Source organism: Curtobacterium sp. MCBA15_008, assembly GCF_001865065.1.
Lineage (GTDB): Bacteria > Actinomycetota > Actinomycetes > Actinomycetales > Microbacteriaceae > Curtobacterium.
In genome coordinates this window covers 1-16436 of the sequence record NZ_MJGN01000002.1, presented here as the reverse complement: position 1 = coordinate 16436, position 16436 = coordinate 1, and the positions used below count along the sequence as shown (strand labels likewise).

The following is a 16436-nucleotide window of genomic DNA, read 5'->3' as shown; positions in this document are numbered from 1 at the left end:
GCTCAGTGCACCACGCGTGCGCCGTGCACGGGGCCGGCGGCACGCACGGCGACCATGCCCGCAGCGCTCAGCTCGACCTGCACCTCGAGTGCGGTGTCGCGGTCGGCCACGAGGAACGCCACCGTCGGACCGCTGCCCGACACGAGCCCCGCGAGCGCCCCGGCCTTCTCACCGATCTCGAGCGTCGACGCCAGGGACGGCTGCAGGCGCATCGCGGGCGCCTGCAGGTCGTTGTGCAGGCAGTCGGCGAGCAGGTCCGGGTCGCCGGCGCGCAGGGCCTGCAGCACGTTCGCCTCGACCACGGGGGTCGTCGGCGCCGGCGCGATGTCGGCACGGTAGCGCTCCCGGTGCTCGTCGAGTGCGCGGTACACCGCCGGGGTGGAGAGTCCGTCGTCGCTCAGCGCGAGCACCCAGTGGAACTCGCCCTTCGCCAGTGCCGGGCTGAGTTCGTCGCCGCGGCCGGTCCCGACCGCGGTGCCGCCAGCGAAGGCGAAGGGCACGTCGGCGCCGAGCTGGGCCGCGAGCCGGAGGAGCTCCTCGCGCCCCAGGGCGGTCCCCCACAGGGTGTCCACCGCCAGGAGCGTCGCGGCGGCGTCGGCCGACCCGCCACCCATGCCGCCGGCCACCGGGACCTGCTTGTCGATCGTCAGCCGGACCCCGCCGCGGTAGCCGGACGCGTCGGCCACCAGCCGAGCGGCCCGGATCGCCAGGTTCGACTCGTCGACGGGCACCGAGCTGGTGTCGATCGGCCCGGTGAACGTCACCGAGAACTCGTCGTCGAGCTCGGCGGAGACGTCCTCGTACAGCGAGACCGCCTGGTACGCCGTCGCGACGTCGTGGTAGCCGTCCTGCTGCAGCGCACCGACGGACAGGTACACGTTGATCTTGCCGGGGGCGCGCGTCCGCACGCGGGTCGGTGCGGCCAGCGTGGTCATGCCCCCAACCTATCCCGATGCGGCTGCTGCGAAGCCCCGCGCCAGATCGGCCGTGATGTCGTCGATGTGCTCGAGGCCGACGGACAGCCGGATGAGCCCGTCCCCGACCCCGGCGGCCGCTCGCTCCGACGCGGTCATCTGCACGTGCGTGGTGGACGCCGGGTGCACGACGAGGGAACGCACGTCGCCGATGTTCGAGACGTGGTCGAAGAGCTCGAGCGCGGCGACGAAGCGGCGTCCGGCGTCCACCCCGCCGTCGAGGTCGAAGGCCAGCACCGCGGAGGGACCGGCCGGCACGTAGCGCTGCTGCAGGTGGTGCCACGGCGACGAGGGCAGCCCGGCGTAGTGCACGCCGAGCACCTGGTCGTGGGCGTCCAGCCACGAGGCCACCGCGGCCGCGTTCGACACGTGGCGGTCCATCCGCAGCGACAGGGTCTGGATGCCCTGCAGCACGAGGAAGGCGTTGAACGGCGCGATCGCCGGACCGAGGTCGGCGGACAGCTTCGACCGGGTGCGCTGGATGAACGCACGACGCCCGAACTTCGCGGCGAAGTCCGTGTTCGCGAACCCGGACTCCGCCGCCGTCGCGAGCTGCGGGTACTTCTCCGGGTACGCCGCCCAGTCGAAGTTCCCGCTGTCCACGATGAGCCCGGCGATGGTGCTGCCGTGCCCGGCCAGGTACTTCGTCGCCGAGTGCACGACGATGTCCGCGCCGTGCTCGATCGGACGGACCAGGTACGGCGTCGCGATGGTGTTGTCGACGATCAGCGGGACGCCGGCGTCGTGCGCGACCCCGGCCACCCCGGCGAAGTCGAGGACGTCGCCGCGCGGGTTCGGGATGGACTCACCGAAGAACGCGCGGGTCTCCGGACGGACGGCCGCGGCCCACTCGTCGAGGTCGGTCGGGTCCTGCACGAAGGTGAACGCGATGCCGAGGTCGCGCAGCGTCGACGCGAACAGCGTGTACGTCGCGCCGTAGAGCGAGGCACTCGACACGACGTGGTCGCCGGCGCGGGCGACCCCGAGCACCGCGAGCGACGTCGCGGCCTGCCCCGACGCCAGGGCCAGCGCGCCGACCCCGCCCTCGAGGTCGGCGATCCGACGTTCGAGCGCCGCGGCCGACGGGTTGTTCACCCGCGAGTAGGTGTGGCCCGGGGCGTCGAGCATGAACCGCGCAGCCGCGTCCTCGCCGGACGGGTAGACGAACGCCGCCGTCTGGGCGATCGGCGGGACGTTGCCGCCGAAGCCCGGGTCCGACTTCCAGCCCGCGCGGATCTGCCGGGTCTCGAACGCCCAGCCGTCCTCGGCGCTGCCCATCAGACGACCGCTTCCGCCGGCACGCCCACCGACGGCCGCACGAGCGGGATGACCTGCTCGCCGAACCGGTCCATCTCCTCGAGCTGCGGCGAGAACTGCAGCAGCAGCGTGTCCACACCGGCGTCCTCGAACTCCCGGATGCGGTCCGCCACCTGCGACGGCGTCCCCACGAAACCGGGGCGGAGGCCGCGGTTCGACACCGAGTAGTCCTCCAGCGAGGGCACGTGCTCGAGCTGCGACTTCGAGATGAAGTCCTGGTAGGACTCGTAGGCCTTGCCGTGCTGCACGTCGGTGATCCGGGCGAGCTCGGCCTGCGCCTCTTCCTCGCTCTCGCGCACGATGACGTAGGCCGCCATGCCGAACGCCTCGAACGGCGGCAGGCCGGCGTCGACACGGCGCCGCTTCATCTCGTCGATCTTCGTCCGCAGCTCGTCGACCGTGCCGCCGTGCGTGACGTACGCGTCGGCGTACCCGGTGATCGCGGCCTTGCCGGCCTCGCTCTCACCACCGGCGTAGATGCGCGGGGTCACGCGGGGCTTCGGCTCGAGGTGGGCGTTCTCGATGTCGTAGTACTCCCCCGAGAACGAGTACGGGGTCTCACGCCACAGGCCCTTCATGACCTCGACGAACTCCGCGGTGCGCTTGTACCGGTCGTCGTGCTCGGAGAAGATGCCGCCGTACTGCTTGGCCTCCTCCGCCCACCAGGCGCTCACCACGTTGAAGGTGAACCGGCCGCCGGAGATGTCGTCGATCGTCGCGGCCTGCTTCGCCGTCACGGCCGGCAGGTGGTAGCCCGGACGCATCGCGGCCATGATCTCGAGGCGCTCGGTCGTCGCCGCGATCGCCGCCGCGAGGGACCACGCCTCGAGCGAGGGCGCGGCCGTGCCCTTGATGTCGTTGAGGTTGAGCTCCGGCACGAGCGTCAGGTCGAAACCGATCCGCTCGGCGCGCTGCGCCAGGCGCTTCACGTAGTCGAAGGTGACCGGCATGTGCTCGTTGTCGACGTTGCGCAGCCAGCCGCCGAAGAGCGGGGTCCAGTATCCGAATCGCACGGTGGGGTTCCTTGGGTGGTGAGGGAAGGCAGACGGGAGGCGCGGGGCGGGCCCGCCACGGGCCTCCAGTCCGGTGGGTCTCGCGTTCTCAGGCCGTCAGCTGCGCCGCGTACTGCGTCTCCAGCAGGCCGCCGAGGTACCGCGCGATCGAGCGCGGGCCGGAGGCCGGCGCGGTCTCCTCGACGGCGGGGTTGTAGTTCGTGTTCGTGTTGATGTCGTACACGACGGTCCGTCCGTCCGTGGTCTCCATGAACTCGACGCCCGCGATCTGGATGCGCTGGTCCGCCAGGAACCCGCGCAGCTGCTGGACCAGCGGGTGCTCGGCGGTGACCTCGGTGCGGACGGCGAACGCCGGGGGCGCGCCGACGGCCTCGGTGCCGGGGACGTCGCAGACTGCTCCCGCGATGGTCTGTGGGACCTCGCACGCGTCCGCCGGGCACAGTTCGAAGCTGCCGGCGCTCGTGTCCACGCGGACGGCGTAGACGAACTCGCCGCCGACGAACTCGACGCGGGTGATGAACGGCTCGCGGGCCGTCAGGTACTCCTGCAGCAGGGTGATGCCGTCGACCGGGGCCTCGAACTCGGGGCTGTCGACGTAGCCGTCGAACTCGGCGAGCGAGTCGAACCGACGCACGCCGAGGCCCTTGCCGCCTTGGTTGTGCTTCGTGATGAAGGGGACGTCCTGACCGTCGGTGAAGGTGCGGGCGGCGTCCTTGAGCGTCGTCGTGCCGAACACCGCGGTCGTGCGCGGTACGTCGAACCCGGCGTTCTTGAGCAAGCCGTGCTGGGCGACCTTCGAGACCTCGAGCTCGAGCACGTGGCTGCCGCCGACCACCTGGCGACCCGCACGCTCGAGCCAGCCGAGCACCGCGCGGGTGTACTCCTTGCTGTGCTCGTGTCCGCGGGTGTGGCTCGACGCCGACATCCGGCTCCAGTAGACGCCGGGCTCCGGCTCCGCGCCGAGGTCGATCTGCCCCTCGGTCAGGAGGATCTCCTCGACCGGCACACCCTCGGCCTCGAAGGCGGCGGCGAGCGGCGGGAACCACTCGGGGTTCTCGTGGATGACGTACACGCGGGGAGTGCTCACCCGCCCACCTTAGGCACGGTATACCGCACGCGCCCAAGTGTGTGACGCGGTGCTACCTCGTGGACTCCGGCTGGAACTGCTGCGTGCCGAGGACGCCGAGGAGCTCGAGCTTCTGCGCATCCTCGGAACCCGGAGGCGCCGTGAAGAGCAGGAGCGCCTGCGCCTGGTCGTCGGCGTGGAGCACCTGGCAGTCGACCGTGATGGGGCCCAGCTCGGGCTGCACGATCGTCTTGTTGTCCGACCAGCGGCTGGCGACCTCGTGCAGCGCCCAGATCTCCCGGAACTCCGGGCTCCGTTCCTCGAGCTCCGCGATGAGCGCGACGGCTCGACGGTCGCCCGGGCCGGCGAGCCCGACGGCCGCCCGGAGGGACGCGACCACGACGCGGGCCAGTCGCTCGTGCTGCTCCGGTGCGTACTTCGTTCGTTCGTCGCCGGTCACGAACCACCGCCACGCCTGGTACCGGTCGTTGCCGGCGAGCCCGACCGAGCTGCCGAGCAGGGCGGCCGCGAGCCGGTTCTCCACGAGGGTCTCCCCCAGGTGGCTGACGACGATCGCCGGGGTGTCCTCGAGCCGGTCCAGCACGCGGAGGATCGCCGGGTCGACGTGGTCGGAGCGGTGCAGCCGGACCGGGGCGTTCTGGCCGGCGAGGTGGAACAGGTGATCGCGTTCGTCGAGGCTGCAGCGGAGCGCCCGGGCGATCGCCGCGACCATCTGCTCGGACGGCTGCGGGCCGCGCTGCTGCTCCAGGCGCGTGTAGTAGTCGACGCTCATCCCGGCCAGGGCTGCGACCTCCTCGCGCCGGAGACCCGGGGTCCGTCGCCGTGGCCCGGTGCCGAGCCCGACGTCCTCCGGGCGCAGGAGCTCGCGGCGGCGGCGGAGGAAGTCGGCGAGTGCGGCGCGGTCCATGCTCCGATCCTGGACCGTTCCGTTCGGGGTTGCCAGGGATCGGCGGTCCCCCGATGAGCGCGCTCTGGTTGTCACCTCGGCGCACGCGCATCGTGGTCGACATGGACACCACGAACAGCACCGTCTTCATCCCCGGCGCCACCTCCGGCCTGGGGCTCGCACTCGCCCAGCGGCTGCAGGCCGCGGGCAGCACCGTCGTCATCGGCGGACGCCGCGCCGCGCTCCTGTCGTCCCTGCACGACGAGTACGGCTTCGGCACGGTCGAGATCGACGTCAGCGACGCGGCCTCGATCACCGCCGCCGCCGCGAGCGTGCTCGACGCCTACCCGTCGCTCGACACCCTCGTCACGATGTCGGGCATCATGCGGAACGAGGACCTCCGCTCCCCCGCCCACATCGACGACGCCCTCGCCACGATCGAGACGAACCTGGTCGGCACCATCCGGCTCATCGACGCCTTCCTGCCGCACCTGCTCACCCGTCCGGCTGCGACCGTCGTCACCGTCTCGTCCGGCCTGGCGTTCGTGCCGCTCACCGCGACCCCGACGTACAGCGCCACGAAGGCCGGTGTGCACGCCTACACCGAGGCACTCCGACAGCAGCTCGTCGGGTCGTCCGTGTCGGTGCTCGAGCTCGTGCCGCCGGCGGTCAAGACCGACCTGATGGGCGGCGCGGACTTCGGCGGGATGGAGCTCGACGCGTTCTCGGACGAGGTCATGACGCTGCTGGAGTCCGGCGCCTCCCCGGAGATCCTGGTGCAGAACGTGCAGCCCCTCCGGTTCGCCGAGCGCGACGGCACCCACCAGCAGTTGCTCGAGATGCTCGCGTCCCGCGGACACTGAGCGCGCTGTCGCGGGCCCATCGGGGACGGCCTACGCGGTCCCGTCCGCCTCGTCCGCCTCGTCGGCACGGCGGCGGCGGATCCGTGCGTCGAGGCTGCGGTTCAGCAGCCACAGGCCGAACACGATCACGGCGACGACCACTGACTCGGCGACACCACGGTCGAGGGGCCCGCGGAGGAGCCAGTAGCCACCCGCGACGATGATCCCGGCGATCGCGGCCGTCCCGATCAGGCCGGAGTGCGGTGTCGGCGTGCGTTCTGCCTCCGGCACCGTGCCCGGGGTGCCGACCTCGGAGCGGGCGTCGGCGTCGGCGTCGGCGTCGGCGTCGGCGTCGGCGAGCCGGTGGAACCACACGCCCCAGGCGGCGAGGGCCACGCCGAGGACGATCGCGGCCCACGCGGCGTCGTCCCGGACGTCCCGTGCCACGGCGACGACCGCGAGGACCACGACGAGGGCACCCCCGACGAGGAACAGGAGCGTGATCGCCGAAGCGATCCGGGAACGTGGTGCGCGCACGTCCGCGAGCCTACGGCGTCGGCGAACGGTGGCGGCGCGTCGCGCGGGTGGTCGGTGCCGCCGCCGGCGGTGTCGGATCCGGACCGTGATCCCCGGGTTCCGCCGTCCGGATCGGACATCGACGTGGACGAAGTTGGCCCCGCGACGCGGAGGACCCTGCCCGGCACGACATGATGGATCGATGACACGGACACGCGTGGCCCTCGGCCGCCGCGAGGACCTCGGCGCCGACTGCGCGAACTGCTTCGGGCTGTGCTGCGTCGCCCTGGCGTTCGCGAAGTCCGCCGACTTCCCGTTCGACAAAGCCGCCGGTGAGCCCTGCGAGAACCTCGACGAGGCGGACGGCTGCCGGATCCACCCGCACCTGCGCGACCGCGGGTTCTCCGGCTGCACGGTCTTCGACTGCTCCGGCGCCGGGCAGAAGGTCTCGCAGCACACCTTCGCCGGGCGGTCGTGGCGGGACGACGCCGAGACCCAGCGGTCGATGTTCGCGACGTTCCCGATCGTCCGGCGACTGCACGACCTGCTGCGGTACCTCGACGAGGCGGTCACGCTCGCGAGCCGCGACCGGCCGGACGCCGACGCCGACGCCGACGCCGCTCGGTGGCTCGAGGCGTTCGAGCGCGTCCGTCGACTGAGTGACGGCACCCCCGAGGACCTCGCCGCGCTCGACGTGGACGCCGAGTACGACCGGGCTCGCCCGCTCCTGGTCGAGGCCAGCGAACGCGCTCGTGCGGGGGTGCGGACGGGACCGCCTGAGCCTCGACTCGTGCCCGGGTCGGACCTCGTCGGTGCCGACCTCCGTCGCGGCGACCTCCGCGGGCGGACCCTGCGCGGCAGCCTCGCGATCGCCGCCGACCTGCGCGGGACGACGCTCGACCGGTGCGACGTGCTCGGAGTGGACCTCCGTGACGCGGACGTGCGCGGCGCCGACCTGCGCGGCGCGCTGTTCCTGACCCAGATGCAGGTCAACGCTGCCCGGGGTGACGCCGAGACGCTGCTGCCGGGCGGGTTCCAGCGCCCCGGCCACTGGCGCACGGGGCCAGCGACGACGGGTGCTACTCCGCGGCGCTCAGGACCGTCCGGCCGAGGCGCACGAAGTCGTCGGCGCTGAGCATCTCGCCACGAGCGGTCGGGTCGACCCCGGCTGCCGTGAGGAGCTCGGACGCACGAGTGCTCCCGCCGAGCACGCCCGACAGGCTCTGCCGCAGCATCTTGCGCCGCTGCTGGAAGGCACCGTCGACCAGCGCGAACACCTGCGCACGCAGCCGCTCGTCGCCCGGCTGGTCGTGCCCGTCGAAGCCGACGAGCACACTGTCGACGTTCGGCACCGGCCAGAAGACCTGGCGGCTGACCTGTCCGGCGATCGACCACGAGCCGTACCAGGCGGCCTTCACGCTGGGCGAGCCGTAGACCTTGCTGCCCGGGTCGGCGGCGATGCGGTACCCGACCTCGGCCTGCACCATCACGAGTGCCCGCTCGATCGAGGGGAACGTCGCCAGCAGGTGCAGCAGCACCGGGACGGAGACGTTGTACGGCAGGTTGGCGACGACGTGCGTCGGCGCTTCCGGAAGGTCGTCGGCGGTGACGGCGAGGGCGTCCTGGTGCACGACCCGGAGCCGGGCGTCCGGCTGCATGGCGGCGACGGTCGCGGGCAGCTGGGCCGCGAGACGGCCGTCGATCTCCACCGCGGTGACGGACGCGCCGGTCTCGGTCAGGCCGAGCGTCAGCGAGCCGAGCCCGGGGCCGATCTCGAGCACCTTCGAGTCCGGCGTGACCCGGCCGGACGCGACGATCCGACGGACGGTGTTGGCATCGTGCACGAAGTTCTGGCCGAGCTTCTTCGTCGGGGTGACGTCGAGCTTGGCCGCGAGGTCCCGGATCTCCGCCGGGCCGAGCAGGCTCGCCACGGTCACTCGTCCACGGTGACGGGCTCGGCGTCCCACGCCCCGTAGACGAGCTCGGTGGTCGAGGCGATCTGCGCCGCGAGCATCGAGGCGTCCGTCCCGAGGGTGTCCGCCATCGACCGCAGCGTGATCGGGATGAGGTACGGCGCGTTCGGCCGGCCGCGGAACGGCGTCGGGGTGAGGAACGGCGCGTCCGTCTCGATCATGACCAGGTGCCGCGGTGCGACGCGCAGGGCCTCGCGCAGGTTCTCGGCGTTCTTGAACGTGACCGTGCCTGCGAAGGACATGAACCAGCCGCGCTCGGCGCAGAGCCGAGCCAGGTCGGGACCGCCGGAGAAGCAGTGGAAGACCGTCTTCTCGGGGGCACCGACGCGGTCGAGGACCTCGACGACGGCGTCGTGCGCGTCGCGGTCGTGGATCGTCAGCGCGAGGTCGTGCTCCTTCGCGATGCGGATGTGCTCCTCGAAGGAGCGGATCTGGGCGTCGCGGCCGTCCTCGCCGGTGCGGAAGAAGTCGAGCCCGGTCTCGCCGATCGCCCGGACCCGCGGCAGCGCGGCCAGCCGTTCGATCCCGGCGAGGTGCTCGTCGAGCAGCCCCTGGTCGTGCAGCACCGGTGCTTCGTTCGGGTGCAGCGCGACGGCGGCGAGGACCCGGGGCTCGCGCGCGGCGATCGCGGCCGACCACTCCGAGGTCGCCAGGTCGGTGCCGACCTGCACGACACCACGCACTCCGACGCTCGACGCGCGGTCGAGGTGCTCGCGGTAGTCGAGCGCACCGTCGCCACCATCGGCGATCTCCATGTGCGTGTGGTTGTCGTAGACCGGCACCACGAGCGCCTGGGGCAGCGGCGGATAGGTCAGGTCACGCTTCGAGCCGTCCCCGTCGCCGCGGGCACGAAGATGGGCGTCGGTCACGCTGCGCCCTGCTCCGCCTGCTCGATGCGCGGGAAGAGCCCGCTCTCGAGCGGCACGACCTGCGATGCACCCTGCCACTCCCACGCACGGTCGACGCGCTGCTCGGCGACGGAACCGCCGGCACCGATCGAGGCCCAGAGCTTCTCGGTCGCCTTCGGCATGACCGGGGAGAGCAGCACCGCGACGGTGCCGAGGCCGCGGAGCGCGGTGGCGAGCACGGTGCCGAGGCGTTCGCGGTTCGCGTCGTCCTTCGCCAGCGCCCACGGCTGCTGCTCGGTGATGTAGCCGTTCAGGGCGTCGACGAGTTCCCACACGGCGGCGATCGCCTCGTGCGGGGCGAAGGCCGCGATGGCCGCGTCGGCGCGCTCGGTGACCGACACCGCCAGGTCGTCGATCGCCTGGTCGGACGCGGACAGCTCGCCACGGGACGGCACGGCACCGTCGAAGTACTTCTGCAGCATGGCCACGAGTCGCGAGGCCAGGTTGCCGAAGCCGTTCGCGAGCTCGGCCTGGTAGCGGGCTGAGATGTCCTCCCAGCTGAAGTTGCCGTCCTGCCCGAAGGTGATCGCGCGGAGGAAGTAGTAGCGGAAGGCGTCCGACCCGAAGGTGTCGGTGATCTCCGACGGCGCGATGCCGGTCAGCTTCGACTTCGACATCTTCTCGCCGCCGACGAGCAGCCAGCCGTGGCCGAACACCCGCTCGGGGACGGGCAGCCCGGCCGCCATGAGCATCGCCGGCCAGATCACCGCGTGGAACCGGGCGATGTCCTTCCCGACGATGTGCACGCTCGGCCAGAGGCGCCGGAACGCCTCGTCGTCGTCGCTGCCGTAGCCCAGCGCCGTGACGTAGTTGAGCAGGGCGTCGAACCACACGTAGAGGACGTGGTCGCTGTCCCAGGGGATCGTGATGCCCCAGTCGAAGCTGGACCGCGAGATCGACAGGTCGCGCAGCCCCTGCTTGACGAAGGAGATGATCTCGTTGCGGACGCTCTCCGGCTGGATGAACAGCGGGTTCGACTCGTACAGGTCGAGCAGCCGCTGCTCGAAGTCGGACATCCGGAAGAAGTAGTTGCGCTCGGACAGCACCTCGACCGGGATCGAGTGGATCGCGCAGACCTGCTGCCCCTCGTACGCACCGGTGCCGGGGACGAGGTCGCTCGGCTGCTTGTACTCCTCGCACCCGACGCAGTAGAAGCCCTCGAACTCGCCGGCGTAGATGTAGCCGTCGTCGTAGAGCTTCTGCAGGAACGCCGTGACGCCCCGCTCGTGGCGCTCGTCGGTGGTGCGGATGAAGTCGTCGTTCGCCACGTCGACGGTGTCGAGCAGGGGCTTCCAGGCGTCGGTCACGAGCCGGTCGGCCCACTCCTTCGGAGTGACGTCGTTCGCCGAGGCGGTCCGCAGGATCTTCTGCCCGTGCTCGTCGGTGCCGGTGAGGAGCCAGGTGTCGTCGCCGCGCTGCCGGTGCCAGCGTGCGAGGACGTCCGCGGCGACCTCGGTGTAGGCGTGCCCGATGTGGGGCACGTCGTTCACGTAGAAGATCGGCGTGGTGATGCTGAACGAGGACCCGTCGGACATGCGGACCATCCTACGGGCGCACCGGGACCGCATGACGCGCCCCGCGCGCAGCCTGTGGAGAACCGGACGGGAGGCCCGTGGCGGGGCCGTCCCGCGCCTCCAGTCCGGCATCCGGTCCTGTTACCGAGCGGCCAGCGCGCCCTCGTAGAGGTCCCGTTTCGACAGCCCTGTCGCGTCCGCGACGGCCGCCGCCGCTTCCTTCATGCGGGAGCCGGCGGCGACGCGTTCGAGCACGAGCCGGACGCCGTCCTCGAGCGAGACGTCGTCGCCGGAACCGGACGACGCCTCGACCACGATGCAGATCTCGCCCTTGACCCCCTCCGCAGCCCATTCCGCGAGCTCGGTGACGGAGCCGCGTCGCACCTCTTCGTAGAGCTTCGTGAGCTCGCGGCACACGACGGCTCGTCGGTCGGCGCCGAAGCCGGCGGCCATGTCGGTGAGCGTGTCCGCCAGCCGGTGCGGCGACTCGAAGAACACCATCGTGCGCTGCTCGCCGGCCAGGGACGCGAACAGCCGGCGGCGCTCCCCCGCCTTGCGCGTCGGGAACCCCTCGAAGCTGAAGCGGTCGGTGGGCAGCCCCGACACGGCGAGCGCCATGAGCACCGCGGACGGCCCGGGCAGCGCCGTGACGGTCACCCCTGCGGCCGCGGCGGCCTCGACCAGCGGGAAGCCCGGGTCGCTGATCGCCGGCATCCCCGCGTCGGTCAGGACCACCACGTCCTCGTCGCGGGCGAGCTCCACGACCTCGGCGGCCTTCGCCCGTTCGTTGTGCTCGTGCAGTGCGATGAGCCGCGGCCGGTTCTCGATGCCGAGCGCGCGCATGAGGTGGATCGCGGTCCGGGTGTCCTCGGCCGCCACCACGGTCGCGTTCGAGAGCGTCTCGACCAGCCTCCGGGAGGCGTCGCCGAGGTTGCCGATGGGCGTTGCTGCGAGGACGATCACACGACCATTGTCGTCGCAGCACGGCCGTCGCCCGCATCCGTAGGATGTGCGCGATGACCAGCGAGCTGACCGACGACCGCACCGCCGTCCCCGCGGGGCCGGTCGGCTCCCGCCTCGACGACTGGTGGGGGCGTGTCCTGTCGGTCTCGTGGCGGGTCGCTGCCTGGCGCTGGGCCGGTCCGCTCGCGGTGACCCTGCTGGCCGCGGTGCTGCGCCTGGTGAACCTCGGGCACCCGCACTCGCTGGTGTTCGACGAGACGTACTACGTCAAGGACGGCTGGTCGATCGTGCACCTCGGGTACGAGGGCACGTGGCCGGCGAACCCGAACGACGACTCCCTGCCGACGACGGACCAACGGTTCGCCTCCGGTGAGACCTCGCTGTTCACCAGCGCGGCGGAGTTCATCGCGCACCCGCCGCTCGGCAAGTACCTCATCGGTCTCGGGATGCTGCTGTTCGGCGCGGACGACTCGGCCGGCTGGCGCTTCGCGGTGGCGGTGCTCGGCATCGCGACGGTGTTCCTCACGGCGGTGATCGCCCGGTCCCTGTTCCGCTCGACGCTGATCGGGACGCTCGCCGGGTTCTTCCTGGCGGTCGACGGGCAGGCGATCGTGCTGTCCCGGGTGACGCTGCTCGACGGCATCCTGACGTTCTTCGTGGTCCTCGGCTTCGGTGCACTGCTGCTCGACCGGCGGTGGACCGCGCGTCGGCTCGACCGCTGGGTCGCGGAGCGTTCCGCGGCCGGACGCGACACCCTGTGGGGCCCCGTGATGTGGTGGCGGCCCTGGCTGTTCGCGATGGGGCTCGCGCTCGGACTCGCGACGGCGACCAAGTGGTCCGGCATGTTCTTCCTGGCCTTCTTCGCCGTGTACTCCGTCCTGACGGACATGATGCTGCGGAAGCGCGCCGGCGTGGAGTTCTGGTCGTCGAGCGCCTGGCTGCAGCAGGCCCCCGTCTCGTTCCTGCTCACCGTGCCGATCGCCGCGGTGACGTACCTGGCGTCGTGGACCGGGTGGTTCGTCTCGAAGGACGGTTGGGACCGGAACTGGATCGCCTCCGGCGGGCAGCGCTGGACCGGGGTGCTGTCGTGGGTGCCGGACAGCCTGCAGAACTGGTGGCACTACCAGTCCGAGATCTACGGCTTCAACATCGGCCTGCACACGCCGCACTCGTACCAGGCGAACCCGCTGCTGTGGCTCGTCATGCAGCGGCCGACGTCGATGTACTACGTCGGCACGAACGCCGGGCAGGACGGCTGCACGGCGACCCGGTGCGGCGAGGCGATCACCGGCATCGCGAACCCGTTCATCTGGTACGCGGCGGTGATCGCGACCGTGGCCCTGCTCGTGCTCTGGGTCCTGCGGCGCCGGTGGGAGTACGCGTTCGTCCTGATGGGCATCGCGGCGGGGTACCTGCCGTGGCTGCTGTACGTCAACCGGACGGTCTTCCAGTTCTACACGATCGCCTTCGAGCCCTTCATGGTGATGGCCTTGGCTGCCGCGGTCGGGTTGGTGCTCGGGTCACGGACGGACCCGCGGCCACGACGGACCCGTGCGGTGATCTGGGTCGGCGTGTACCTCGGGGTCGTGGTGCTGGCGTCGGCGTACTGGTACCCGATGTGGACCGGCATCCAGATGCCGTGGGACTTCATCCGGTCGCACTACTGGGTGCCCAGCTGGTTGTAGCGGCTCGCTGACTGTCTGGCTGTCGCAGTCGGGCTGTCGCGTCGGGCTGTAGCGGTCGGGCTGCCGCGGGCGGCCGGCCGGTACACGGCCTGGAGGCGCGGTGCGGCTCCGGCAGGCGCCTGCGGCCCGTCAGACGGTCACGACGGCGCGGAGCGCCCGTCAGGACTGGGCGTGCAGCGCCCGCTCGATCGATTCGCGGTCGAGCGGCGCACCGAGCATCGGGGCCTCCGTCCCGCCGGGCAGCACGCCCTCGATGACGAGCTCGGCGTAGCGGCGCCACGCGTTGGGGTCGTGCGCACGAGTGGCGTCCGCGACGGCGCCGACCATCGTGGTCAGCATCGGCAGGTCCCGGTAGTCGAACCCCGCCCGCACGACGCCGGCGGCGCTGGCTCGACCGATGATCTCGCTCACCTGCGACTCGAGGCGGTCCCGCTCGTGCACGATCGACGGGCGGGACTTGCCGGCACGGACGATGGCGTCGGCGAGCGCGCGGTCGCGTGCGCGGAACTCGAACACGCCCATCAGGTAGACGCGGAGCGCCTCACGCGGGTCGGTCTCGTCGGCGGCGCGCGCCGCGGCGTCGTTCATCGCCTCGAACTTGGTGGCGAGGAGCGCTTCGATCAGGGAGTCCTTGTCGGCGAACCGGCGGTAGACGGTCCCCACGCCGACCCCGGCCTCGTGCGCGATGTCGTTGAGCGTGACGGACAGGCCGCGCTCGGCGAAGCACTTCCGAGCGGTCTGCAGGATGAGCTCGCGGTTGCGGGCGGCGTCGGCTCGGAGGGGGCGCTCGAGTTCAGCGGAGTCGGTGGTGCTCACGACGTCGAACGTAGTTGAACTTTCTGGGAATAAGTGGATGCGGACCTTCCGTTTCGGTCTACACTGCTCACAAACGGATGCGTCGCATCCAGTTGTTCCTCCCCGAGGACGCCCGACGGCGCGCGTTCCTCCCTCCACCTTCTCGAAGGAGGCTGCCGTGACGGCAGAACGAACCGTGCCGACCCCCACCGGGGCAGCACCCACGAATCCCGGCACCACCCCCGCCAAGGCCAACCACCGCTGGATCGCCCTGGCGGTCATCGCCCTCGCGCAGCTGATGGTCGTGCTCGACGCGACCATCGTGAACATCGCGCTCCCCTCCGCCCAGGCGGACCTCGGCTTCGGCACCGACCAGCGCCAGTGGATCGTCACCGCGTACTCGCTCGCGTTCGGCTCACTGCTCCTGCTCGGTGGTCGCCTCGGTGACCTCTTCGGGCGCAAGAACACCTTCATCATCGGCCTCGTCGGCTTCGCGGTCGCGTCGGTGCTCGGCGGTCTGGCGGACTCGTTCGGGCTGCTCGTCGCCGCCCGTGCCCTGCAGGGCGTGTTCGGCGCGCTGCTCGCTCCGTCCGCGCTCGGCATGCTGACGACGACCTTCCGTGACCCGAAGGAGCGCGGTCGTGCGTTCGGCATCTTCGGCTCGATCGCCGGTTCCGGTGCGGCCATCGGTCTGCTCCTCGGTGGCGTGCTCACCGAGTACGCGTCGTGGCGCTGGTGCCTCTACGTCAACGTCGTCTTCGCCGTGCTCGGCGTGATCGGCGCGCTCGTCTTCATGGAGAAGCCGCCGAAGGTCGAGCGGCCGCGCATCGACGTGCTCGGCGTGATCACGATCACCCTCGGCCTGGTCGGGGTCGTCTACGGGTTCTCGAACGCCGAGACGAACGGCTGGGACTCCCCCGTCACCATCGCGATGCTCGCCGTGGGCGTCGTGCTGATCGCCGCGTTCGTCTTCATCGAGACCCGTGTCGCACACCCGCTGCTCCCGCTCCGGGTCGTGCTCGACCGTGACCGCGGCGGATCGTTCATCGCGATCGGCCTGGTCGCGATCGGTATGTTCGGCATCTTCCTGTTCCTGACCTACTACCTCGAGCAGACCCTCGGGTTCTCCTCGCTGCAGACCGGTCTGGCGTTCCTGCCGATGCCCCTGTCGATCATGATCTCGGCGACCCAGATCGGTGGTCGCCTGCTCCCCCGCGTCGGCCCGAAGGTGCTCATCTTCGCCGGTGGCCTCGTCGCGGCGACGGGTCTGCTGCTCCTCCTCCGCACCGACCTCGACAGCTCGTACGCCGGCACCGTCCTGCCCGCGCTGATCGTCATCGGCCTCGGCATGGGGACGATCTTCTCGTCCGCGATGAACACCGCCACGACCGGGGTCGCCCGCGCCGATGCCGGTGTGGCCTCGGCGACGGTGAACACCATGCAGCAGATCGGCGGCTCGATCGGCACCGCGCTGCTGTCGACGATCTTCGCCGACGTCGTGAAGGACAGCCTCTCCGGGCTGTCGGCGGCGCCCACGAAGCTGCAGCAGGCGCAGGCGGTGCTCGACGGGTACCACGTGGCGTTCGGCATCTCGGCGGGCGTGCTCGTCCTGGTCGCTCTGGCCGGTGGGCTCCTCATCAACCGGCAGAAGGTCCGGCTGGACAAGCTCGCGCACGCCAGCGCAGCGGTGACCGGGAGCATCCCGACCGCCGCGCACTGACGTCCGGCGCGCTGACGCTCGGCGCGCACTACGGCCCGTCCCGGTCTGCCGGGGCGGGCCGTTCGTCGTGCGGGGTGGCGGGCGCGGGACGGGGGACGCCGTGCGGCGGGGCGGTGCGGGGCGGGGCTGCGTCGACCCCAGACGACATCGTCGACGTCGTCCGACAACGGCGTCGTCGCTCCTTGCACACGCCAGCGGTTGCAGGCGCGCGCGTATGACATCTTCGACGGGTGGATTCAGGTG

15 protein-coding genes are annotated in these 16436 nt (G+C 71.4%); 4 read left to right on the top strand and 11 right to left on the bottom strand.

Annotated elements, in window-relative coordinates:
* Positions 1-2: 2 nt before the first annotated feature.
* The 5 genes from BIU96_RS01215 to BIU96_RS01195 all read right to left on the bottom strand — a co-directional run bounded on the left by BIU96_RS01215 (position 3) and on the right by BIU96_RS01195 (position 5298).
* Positions 3-935, bottom strand: coding sequence for a 4-(cytidine 5'-diphospho)-2-C-methyl-D-erythritol kinase (locus BIU96_RS01215; RefSeq protein WP_071290793.1), 933 nt, complete (start codon positions 933-935; stop codon positions 3-5).
* Positions 936-944: 9 nt separating this feature from the next.
* Complete coding sequence (locus BIU96_RS01210) at positions 945-2252, bottom strand: O-acetylhomoserine aminocarboxypropyltransferase/cysteine synthase family protein (RefSeq protein WP_071290792.1); 1308 nt, start codon at positions 2250-2252, stop codon at positions 945-947.
* Complete coding sequence (locus BIU96_RS01205) at positions 2252-3304, bottom strand: LLM class flavin-dependent oxidoreductase (RefSeq protein ID WP_071290791.1); 1053 nt, start codon at positions 3302-3304, stop codon at positions 2252-2254. The genes BIU96_RS01210 and BIU96_RS01205 overlap by 1 nt, the downstream gene beginning before the upstream one ends.
* A gap of 88 nt (positions 3305-3392) precedes the next feature.
* A complete protein-coding gene (locus BIU96_RS01200; RefSeq protein ID WP_071290790.1) occupies positions 3393-4391 on the bottom strand; it encodes a RimK family alpha-L-glutamate ligase in 999 nt (332 codons plus the stop codon).
* A 52-nt stretch (positions 4392-4443) separates the two neighbouring features.
* Complete coding sequence (locus tag BIU96_RS01195) at positions 4444-5298, bottom strand: helix-turn-helix transcriptional regulator (protein WP_071290789.1); 855 nt, start codon at positions 5296-5298, stop codon at positions 4444-4446.
* Positions 5299-5399: 101 nt separating this feature from the next.
* Between BIU96_RS01195 and BIU96_RS01190 the strand changes: the two genes are divergently transcribed.
* Positions 5400-6140, top strand: coding sequence for an SDR family oxidoreductase (locus tag BIU96_RS01190; RefSeq protein ID WP_071290861.1), 741 nt, complete (start codon positions 5400-5402; stop codon positions 6138-6140).
* Between the two features lie 30 nt (positions 6141-6170).
* Here BIU96_RS01190 and BIU96_RS19655 read toward each other — a convergent pair whose 3' ends face one another.
* Positions 6171-6656 carry a hypothetical protein gene (locus tag BIU96_RS19655; protein WP_071290788.1) on the bottom strand — a complete coding sequence of 162 codons (486 nt, stop codon included), beginning with the start codon at positions 6654-6656 and terminating at the stop codon, positions 6171-6173.
* Positions 6657-6837: 181 nt separating this feature from the next.
* Between BIU96_RS19655 and BIU96_RS01180 the strand changes: the two genes are divergently transcribed.
* The gene (locus BIU96_RS01180; RefSeq protein WP_083402559.1) at positions 6838-7770 is read left to right on the top strand and encodes a pentapeptide repeat-containing protein; all 933 of its coding nucleotides are present in this window, start codon (positions 6838-6840) and stop codon (positions 7768-7770) included.
* Here BIU96_RS01180 and rsmA read toward each other — a convergent pair.
* The 4 genes from rsmA to rsmI all read right to left on the bottom strand — a co-directional run bounded on the left by rsmA (position 7715) and on the right by rsmI (position 11993).
* Positions 7715-8566, bottom strand: a complete 852-nt coding sequence (rsmA, locus tag BIU96_RS01175) for a 16S rRNA (adenine(1518)-N(6)/adenine(1519)-N(6))-dimethyltransferase RsmA (protein WP_071290860.1) — start codon at positions 8564-8566, stop codon at positions 7715-7717. The genes BIU96_RS01180 and rsmA overlap by 56 nt on opposite strands.
* A gap of 2 nt (positions 8567-8568) precedes the next feature.
* Entirely contained in the window at positions 8569-9477 is a 909-nt protein-coding gene (locus tag BIU96_RS01170) for a TatD family hydrolase (RefSeq protein WP_071290786.1), read from the bottom strand.
* Positions 9474-11051, bottom strand: coding sequence for a methionine--tRNA ligase (gene metG, locus BIU96_RS01165; RefSeq protein ID WP_071290785.1), 1578 nt, complete (start codon positions 11049-11051; stop codon positions 9474-9476). The genes BIU96_RS01170 and metG overlap by 4 nt, the downstream gene beginning before the upstream one ends.
* Before the next feature lie 120 nt (positions 11052-11171).
* A complete protein-coding gene (gene rsmI, locus BIU96_RS01160) occupies positions 11172-11993 on the bottom strand; it encodes a 16S rRNA (cytidine(1402)-2'-O)-methyltransferase (protein WP_071290784.1) in 822 nt (273 codons plus the stop codon).
* A gap of 53 nt (positions 11994-12046) precedes the next feature.
* On the opposite strand from rsmI, the gene BIU96_RS01155 reads away from it, so the two are divergent.
* A complete protein-coding gene (locus tag BIU96_RS01155; protein WP_071290783.1) occupies positions 12047-13678 on the top strand; it encodes a dolichyl-phosphate-mannose--protein mannosyltransferase in 1632 nt (543 codons plus the stop codon).
* A gap of 159 nt (positions 13679-13837) precedes the next feature.
* Here BIU96_RS01155 and BIU96_RS01150 read toward each other — a convergent pair whose 3' ends face one another.
* Positions 13838-14494, bottom strand: a complete 657-nt coding sequence (locus BIU96_RS01150; RefSeq protein WP_071290782.1) for a TetR/AcrR family transcriptional regulator — start codon at positions 14492-14494, stop codon at positions 13838-13840.
* 157 nt (positions 14495-14651) lie between these two features.
* On the opposite strand from BIU96_RS01150, the gene BIU96_RS01145 reads away from it, so the two are divergent.
* Positions 14652-16193 carry an MFS transporter gene (locus tag BIU96_RS01145; protein WP_071290781.1) on the top strand — a complete coding sequence of 514 codons (1542 nt, stop codon included), beginning with the start codon at positions 14652-14654 and terminating at the stop codon, positions 16191-16193.
* The last annotated feature ends 243 nt before the right edge of the window (positions 16194-16436 follow it).

What these genes read in the sequence shown, in the direction of transcription:
- BIU96_RS01215 (WP_071290793.1), bottom strand. Translation starts at nt 935, where the DNA reads ATGACCACGCTGGCCGCACCGACCCGCGTGCGGACGCGCGCCCCCGGC.
- BIU96_RS01210 (WP_071290792.1), bottom strand. Translation starts at nt 2,252, where the DNA reads ATGGGCAGCGCCGAGGACGGCTGGGCGTTCGAGACCCGGCAGATCCGC.
- BIU96_RS01195 (WP_071290789.1), bottom strand. Translation starts at nt 5,298, where the DNA reads ATGGACCGCGCCGCACTCGCCGACTTCCTCCGCCGCCGCCGCGAGCTC.
- BIU96_RS01190 (WP_071290861.1), top strand. Translation starts at nt 5,400, where the DNA reads ATGGACACCACGAACAGCACCGTCTTCATCCCCGGCGCCACCTCCGGC.
- BIU96_RS01180 (WP_083402559.1), top strand. Translation starts at nt 6,838, where the DNA reads ATGACACGGACACGCGTGGCCCTCGGCCGCCGCGAGGACCTCGGCGCC.
- metG (WP_071290785.1), bottom strand. Translation starts at nt 11,051, where the DNA reads ATGTCCGACGGGTCCTCGTTCAGCATCACCACGCCGATCTTCTACGTG.
- BIU96_RS01155 (WP_071290783.1), top strand. Translation starts at nt 12,047, where the DNA reads ATGACCAGCGAGCTGACCGACGACCGCACCGCCGTCCCCGCGGGGCCG.